This is a genomic window from Opacimonas viscosa, from assembly GCF_024199005.1.
Taxonomy (GTDB): Bacteria; Pseudomonadota; Gammaproteobacteria; order Enterobacterales; family Alteromonadaceae; genus Opacimonas; species Opacimonas viscosa.
Window position 1 is genome coordinate 1 of the sequence record NZ_JANATA010000087.1, and the last position, 278, is coordinate 278.

Genomic DNA, 278 nt, shown 5'->3' on the forward strand with positions numbered 1-278 from the left:
TTTTGGCTGGAAACCCGATCCAGACGTTTTGTCCGACAGTATAATTTATAAACTCTAGTTACTTTTTTAGGTTATGTTTAGCCAATAAAAAACCAAACGTTCCCCTTCGTCTTTAATAAAACTGAGTGAGCTTATGGCAGAGAAGCCCAATAAATCCGCTGAATCACCAACCCGTTCTAGTAGAGCGGTACCGACGTCGCGTTTATCGCGCATAGGCCGCTTGGGCTCATTGGCAGGTAGAATTGCAGGTAACGTAGTATCACAAGGTGCAGGACAAC

Annotated in this window: 1 protein-coding gene; it reads right to left on the reverse strand. The window is 44.2% G+C overall.

The window, feature by feature from the left end; all coding sequences use genetic code 11:
* Positions 1-66: 66 nt before the first annotated feature.
* The coding region (locus NLF92_RS14325) for a hypothetical protein (RefSeq protein WP_254102588.1) at positions 67-278 on the reverse strand (212 nt) is incomplete at its 5' end.